This window comes from Flavobacterium sp. (assembly GCF_043760115.1).
Taxonomy (GTDB): domain Bacteria; phylum Bacteroidota; class Bacteroidia; order Flavobacteriales; family Flavobacteriaceae; genus Flavobacterium.
Map to the genome: position 1 here is coordinate 1 of NZ_JAYUPK010000094.1, position 6,559 is coordinate 6,559.

Sequence of the window (6,559 nt, forward strand, 5' to 3'; positions counted from 1 at the left end):
AAATTTATAATGCAAATTATGGGTTAAATATCCAAGAAGAGGAGCAAAAGTTTTGCTCTCGGGCAGATATTTTCGAAGAAAATAAAATCAAAAAAAATAGTCCCAACTTAAAAGTTGAGACTACACAAGGTAAACATCCAGTGAATTATCGCAAGAAGCTTCCTCTCGGTGTTACAAATTTATAAAAAAATATCAAATAAAATTAGGAATTGAAGATAGTACCTATCAATTTAAGGTTGTTGTTTTTTTACTAACTTTTGGGTTATCTTTTTTTTTATAATTATTTAGTGTCAGTATTTTTTTTCAAGATTAAAAAAAGTTGTATTAAATTTGGCAAATGCAACTATCAGTAATAATCCTAAATTATAACGTTCGCTATTTTCTAGAGCAATGTGTTTTAAGTGTTTTAAAAGCACTTGAAAATATTGACGGAGAAATAATTGTAATAGACAATAATTCATCAGACGATAGTTGCGAAATGATGCAATCTTGTTTTCCAAATATCACATTAATTAAAAATAAAGAAAATTTAGGTTTTCCAAAAGGAAATAATATTGGAGTTGCCCAAGCCAAAGGCGATTACATTTGTATACTAAATCCAGATACAGTTGTTGCTGAAGATACCTTTACCAAAATACTAAATTTTGTCACACAGAGCGCAGTCGAAGAACCAATTCTAAAATCTGAAACTCGAAACTCGAAATTCAAAACTCTCAACTCGCAACTAGGAATTATTGGCTGTAAATTAATAGACGGAACAGGAAAATTCCTTCCAGAATCTAAAAGAGGAATTCCAACAACTTGGGTTGCCTTCACTAAAATCTTTGGCTTATATAAAATATCCAATTTATTTGGAAAATATTATGCGCAGCATTTAAACGAAAATCAATCAGGAAAAGTTGCTATTCTTGTTGGCGCATTTATGGTTATGAAACGCGAGTTATATAATGAAATTGGAGGTTTTGACGAAAACTGTTTTATGTACTCAGACGATATTGATCTTAGTTATATGGCACTGAAAAACGGAAAGTTTAACTATTATTTTCATGAAACTACCGTAATACATTATAAAGGAGAAAGTACAGTTCGTGATGGAAAATACATGAAACGATTTCAAGAAGCAATGAATTTCTTTTATAAAAAACACTTTAGTAAATCAATTGTGTTTGATGTTTTTATGAAAATTGGAGCATTTGTATTCTCTATCATTAAAAAAAACCAACAAAAAAACCGACCATTTATTGTTGATGAATTTATAATATTTTCTAAAAATGATATCAATTCAACATCTTTTTCAACATCTAAAAGATATTCTAAATTCGAAGATTTTAAAATCAATCCAACTATAAACTACGAAATAACATTTGATACATCTTCTTTTCAATTTGTAGAAATTATTAAATATATGGAAGACAATAATACTTCAAATTGTACTTTTAAAAATTATTTTCCAAGTTCCAATTTTAAAATAGGAAGCAACAATGCCAACGATATCGGACAAATAATAATTTGTGAAAAATAGCATAAATCATATCAAAACCTTAAAATAATTAGTATTTTTGCAGTCAGATTATAAAAAAACAACTTTAGTTTACATATATGGCAAAGTTTGAATTAAAACTTCCAAAAATGGGAGAAAGCGTTGCAGAAGCAACAATTACCAATTGGTTAAAAGAAGTTGGCGATAGAATAGAAATGGATGAAGCCGTTCTAGAAATCGCTACAGATAAAGTAGATAGCGAAGTTCCAAGTGAAGTTGCTGGTATTTTAGTAGAAAAACTTTTTGGAAAAGATGACTTGGTTCAAGTTGGTCAAACAATTGCAATTATAGAAACAGAAGCAGGAAATGTAGAGGTTAAAGCTGAAACTGCCAAAGTTGAAGAAGTAAAACAAGAAATAATTGCAGCAGTAGTAAAAACAGTAGAAGTTGCTAAAGAAACAGTTGCAGTTCCTCAAAATTTTGCCGATTCAGATAAATTCTTTTCACCATTAGTAAAAAACATTGCTAAAGAAGAAGGAGTTTCTGTATCAGAATTAGAAAGTATTTCTGGTTCAGGAAAAGAAGGAAGAGTTACCAAAGAAGACATTTTAAAATTTGTTGGACTTCGACAAGCTCATTCTGACAAAAAAGTTGAAATTCCAAATCAATCAGTCTCACAACCCATAACTCAAAACTCAGAGCAAACTACTCAAAACTCACAACCCAAAACTCACAACCCACAACCAATTTCCGTTAACGGTGGAGACGAAATTATAGAAATGGACCGAATGAGAAAACTCATTGCAGGTTACATGGTTGCATCAGTTCAAACCTCTGCACACGTGCAATCGTTTATAGAAGTTGATGTTACCAATATTGTAAAATGGAGAGAAAAAGTTAAAGTAGCATTTGAAAAACGTGAAGGCGAAAAACTAACGTTTACTCCAATTTTTATGGAAGCAGTTGCTAAAGCGTTGAAAGATTATCCAGGATTAAATATTTCTGTTGATGGTGATTACATTATTAAAAAGAAAAATATAAACTTAGGAATGGCAGCAGCATTACCTAACGGAAATTTAATTGTTCCAGTAATAAAAAATGCCGATCAACTAAACCTTGTTGGAATGGCAAAAGCTGTAAACGATTTAGGAAACAGAGCTAAAAACGGAAAATTAAAACCAGATGATACGCAAGGTGGAACGTACACAGTAACCAATGTAGGAACTTTTGGTTCTGTTTTTGGAACACCGATTATCAATCAGCCACAAGTTGGAATTTTAGCACTTGGTGCAATACGAAAAGTTCCTGCGGTTATAGAAACTCCGGAAGGCGATTTTATAGGAATTCGTCAGAAAATGTTCTTGTCACATTCTTACGATCATAGAGTTGTAGATGGTGCACTTGGTGGAAGTTTTGTAAAACGTGTTGCCGATTATTTGGAGGCATTTGATGTTAATAGAGAATATTAGAAAATAAAAAAAAAAATTGAAACCGACAGTTTTTTAATAAATTGTCGGTTTTTTTATTGAATGATTTCTAGTCTTTCAACCATTGTTAAAATTTTAAAAACTTTTCAAATAATCGATAAACGGTAACTACAAAATTTTATATTTGTCATCGATAAAAAACACTAATGGAATTAAAACTAACCAGACCAATTTGCTTTTTCGACCTTGAAACCACAGGAATTGAAGTGGCAAAAGACAGAATTGTAGAAATTTCAATTTTTAAAGTTTTTCCTAACGGAAATAAAGAAAGTAAAACGTGGTTAGTAAATCCTACAATTCCAATTCCGGCTGCAACAACTGCAGTTCACGGAATTACAAACGAAAAGGTAGCCAACGAACCAACTTTTAAGGAATTGGCAACTCAAATTCACACAATGATTAAAGATTCTGATTTGGCAGGATTTAATTCTGATAGATTTGATATTCCACTTCTTGCCGAAGAATTACTTCGTGCCGAGGTAGATTTTGATATGAAAAATCGAGTTTCTGTAGATGTTCAAACTATTTTTCATAAAAAAGAAGAACGAACATTAAGCGCAGCTTTAAAATTTTATTGTAGTAAAACATTAGAAAACGCACATTCTGCTGAAGCTGATACTATGGCAACCTACGAAATTTTAAAAGCACAATTAGACAGATACGAAGATTTAGAAAATGATATGAAATCATTATCTGAATTTACAACACGTAAAAAATCAGTCGATTTTGCAGGTTTCATTGCAATAAATGCCGACGGAAAAGAAATTTTTACTTTCGGAAAAAACAAAGGTCAACTAGTAGAAGATGTGCTTGAAAAAGAACCAGGTTATTATGGTTGGATTCAAGGTGCAGATTTTCCTTTATACACCAAGAAAGTATTGACAGCAATTAAATTAAGAAAATTAAATACAAAAAGCTAGAAGCTAGAAGTCAGAAGCTGGGAGTTTTCTTCCGCCTTCCAACTTCCATCTTCCAACAATAAAAGGCATGAAAATCATCTGCATAGGAAGAAATTACGTAGATCACATTAAAGAATTGGATAACGAAAAACCATCAGAACCAGTTGTGTTTTTAAAACCAGATTCAGCAATTCTATTAAAACAACATCCGTTTGTAATTCCAGAATTTAGTAATGATGTTCATCACGAAATAGAAATTCTAATAAAAATAAACAAAGTAGGAAAATATATAGAACCAAAATTTGCACATAATTATTATGACGAAATAGGTTTAGGAATAGATTTTACTGCACGCGATTTACAAACCAAGTTAAAAGAAAACGGTTTGCCATGGGAAAAAGCCAAAGCTTTTGACGGTTCAGCGGTAATTGGCGACTTTTTATCGAAAAAAGATTTCAGTTCGCTAGAAAATATTAACTTTGAATTGCACACTAATAATAAGGTAGTTCAAAAAGGAAATACAAGCCATATGATTTGGAAAATTGACGAACTAATTGCACACGTTTCTCAATATTTTACATTAAAAAAAGGCGACATTATATTTACAGGAACACCAAGTGGCGTTGCAGCAGTTAAACCCAACGACATTTTAGAAGGATACATAGAACAAACTAAATTACTAAGAATACAAGTTAAATAATGGCAATAAACTATAACCTAGCAAAAGTTTACGCACTTTCAGACAACGATCCAGAGTTCGTAATGCAAATCATCACACTATTTGTAACCGAAGTTCCGCAAGACTTAAAACAAATAGAAATGGGCATAAAAACCAAAGAACATAAGCTTGCCTATGCCTATGCACACAAGATAAAACCAACGCTAGACTTACTAGGTTTAAATATGGCTTATGAAGAAATTCTTCAAGTAGAAGCTTGGACAAAAGTAGAAGGAAAGCGCAAAGAAATCACCGCAACCTTCGAAAGTATTCTAGATCAAGTAGAAAAAGCAATCAAAGAAATTAAGAAAGATTTCGAGCTATAATTTCTTTATTTTTATTAAAAACAAATGGCTTGGGCTTTATCTAGTTTGGTAAATCCAGCTTTCCATTACAATTTTTTTCATATCCTAACAGGTTTTTTTCAAACCTGTTAGGTATAAAAAAAGATTTCCATTGCAATCTGGGTTAGTAGAGTTATCATTTTATTATCTAATAAGTATCTAAATAATTCCTAAATTAAAAAATCCTAATTCCTAAATCAAGAATCCCAAAAATCCTAAATCAACTTGAAAGCAACAATAGTAACCATAGGCGATGAAATTCTAATAGGTCAAATTGTAGATACCAATTCAGGTTACATAGCCAAATCGTTAGATAAAATAGGAGTACAAACCATAGAAATGCTCTCCATTTCTGACGATAAAAAACACATTTTAGACACACTTTCATCACTTCAAAATAACGTTGATATAGTAGTAATAACTGGAGGTTTAGGACCAACAAAAGACGATATTACAAAGCATACTTTTTGCGAATATTTTCAAGACACTCTAGTAAGAAATCTAGAAATAGAAAAATACGTAATCGAGTTAATCGAAACTGTAATGAAACGTCCAGCATCGCAAATGAATAAAGATCAAGCGTTGCTTCCATCTAAATGTCACGTACTTTTTAACAAAGTAGGAACAGCACCAGGAATGTGGATGAAAAAAGAAAATACAGTATTTATTTCGCTTCCAGGAGTTCCTTATGAAATGAAATATCTAGTAGATAATGAAGTCATTCCTAAAATTGTGAAGGAATACGAACGTCCATATATAATTCATAAAACGATATTAACTTATGGTCAAGGCGAAAGTCTAATTGCAGAACGCATTGAAAGTTGGGAAAACAACTTACCAGAATATTTAAAATTGGCTTATTTACCCAATCCAGGAAGAGTTCGTTTACGATTAACAGCTCGTGGAACCAACAAAGAAATTCTAGAAAAAGCCATAGAAGAAAACGTTGCATCACTAACCAAAATCATCAATGATATTATTGTAGGATTTGACGAAGATGAAACCATAGAAGTTATTATTGGACGATTATTAAAACAAAAAAATGCCACAATTGCTACTGCCGAAAGTGTTTCTGGTGGACGAATTGCACAACAAATTACCTCAGTTGCTGGTGCATCTTCCTATTTTAGAGGAAGCGTTGTTAGTTACGCAACAGATACTAAAGTTTCAGTTTTAAATGTTTCGCAAGAAACTATAAATCAATACGATGTAGTTTCTAAAGAAGTAGCAAGCGAAATGGCAATTGGAATTCAAAAATTAATGAAAACCGACTATGCAATTGCTACAACAGGAAACGCTGGACCAACAAAAGAAGCCGGAAAAGCTGAAGTTGGAATCGTTTTTATTGCAATTGCAACACCCAATTCTGTGCTTGTAGAAGAACACAATTTTGGTCAACCACGTGAAAAAGCGATAGATAGAACCGTAAATAAAGCATTTGAAATGATACTAAAAGAATTATTAAAAAATGTGTAAAGTTTTTTTGCAATAACTATTTATTTTTTGTTTCTTTGCACACCGAATTGAATAACGATAAAAGATAAGCATAATGTCAAGAGTTTGTGACCTTACAGGTAAAAGAGCGATGGTAGGAAATAATGTTTCTCACGCTATGAACAAAACTAAGAGAA

General features: G+C 31.6%; 8 protein-coding genes. All 8 read left to right on the forward strand.

Annotation, left to right across the window (positions count from 1 at the left end):
* Positions 1 to 185: hypothetical protein (locus ACH2BC_RS08400; RefSeq protein ID WP_395053548.1), on the forward strand; the 185-nt coding region annotated here is incomplete at its 5' end.
* A 152-nt stretch (positions 186 to 337) separates the two neighbouring features.
* Positions 338 to 1,522: a glycosyltransferase family 2 protein gene (locus ACH2BC_RS08405; protein ID WP_395053549.1), complete on the forward strand. Its 1,185-nt coding sequence runs from the start codon at positions 338 to 340 to the stop codon at positions 1,520 to 1,522.
* A 77-nt stretch (positions 1,523 to 1,599) separates the two neighbouring features.
* On the forward strand, positions 1,600 to 2,949 hold the full coding sequence (locus tag ACH2BC_RS08410; protein ID WP_395053550.1) for a dihydrolipoamide acetyltransferase family protein: 1,350 nt from the start codon (positions 1,600 to 1,602) through the stop codon (positions 2,947 to 2,949).
* 164 nt (positions 2,950 to 3,113) lie between these two features.
* Complete coding sequence (locus tag ACH2BC_RS08415; RefSeq protein WP_395053551.1) at positions 3,114 to 3,887, forward strand: exonuclease domain-containing protein; 774 nt, start codon at positions 3,114 to 3,116, stop codon at positions 3,885 to 3,887.
* Between the two features lie 67 nt (positions 3,888 to 3,954).
* Positions 3,955 to 4,566 (forward strand): fumarylacetoacetate hydrolase family protein, encoded by a 612-nt coding sequence (locus ACH2BC_RS08420; RefSeq protein WP_395053552.1) that lies wholly within the window; start codon positions 3,955 to 3,957, stop codon positions 4,564 to 4,566.
* Positions 4,566 to 4,910: an Hpt domain-containing protein gene (locus ACH2BC_RS08425; protein ID WP_395053553.1), complete on the forward strand. Its 345-nt coding sequence runs from the start codon at positions 4,566 to 4,568 to the stop codon at positions 4,908 to 4,910. The genes ACH2BC_RS08420 and ACH2BC_RS08425 overlap by 1 nt, the downstream gene beginning before the upstream one ends.
* Before the next feature lie 243 nt (positions 4,911 to 5,153).
* Positions 5,154 to 6,404 carry a CinA family nicotinamide mononucleotide deamidase-related protein gene (locus tag ACH2BC_RS08430; protein WP_395053554.1) on the forward strand — a complete coding sequence of 417 codons (1,251 nt, stop codon included), beginning with the start codon at positions 5,154 to 5,156 and terminating at the stop codon, positions 6,402 to 6,404.
* Positions 6,405 to 6,477: 73 nt separating this feature from the next.
* Positions 6,478 to 6,559 (forward strand): L28 family ribosomal protein (locus ACH2BC_RS08435; RefSeq protein WP_300568938.1); only part of this gene is annotated, 82 nt, incomplete at its 3' end.

Coding starts and splice junctions, on each gene's coding strand:
- ACH2BC_RS08405 (WP_395053549.1), top strand. CDS start 338: ATGCAACTATCAGTAATAATCCTAAATTATAACGTTCGCTATTTTCTA.
- ACH2BC_RS08410 (WP_395053550.1), top strand. CDS start 1,600: ATGGCAAAGTTTGAATTAAAACTTCCAAAAATGGGAGAAAGCGTTGCA.
- ACH2BC_RS08415 (WP_395053551.1), top strand. CDS start 3,114: ATGGAATTAAAACTAACCAGACCAATTTGCTTTTTCGACCTTGAAACC.
- ACH2BC_RS08420 (WP_395053552.1), top strand. CDS start 3,955: ATGAAAATCATCTGCATAGGAAGAAATTACGTAGATCACATTAAAGAA.
- ACH2BC_RS08425 (WP_395053553.1), top strand. CDS start 4,566: ATGGCAATAAACTATAACCTAGCAAAAGTTTACGCACTTTCAGACAAC.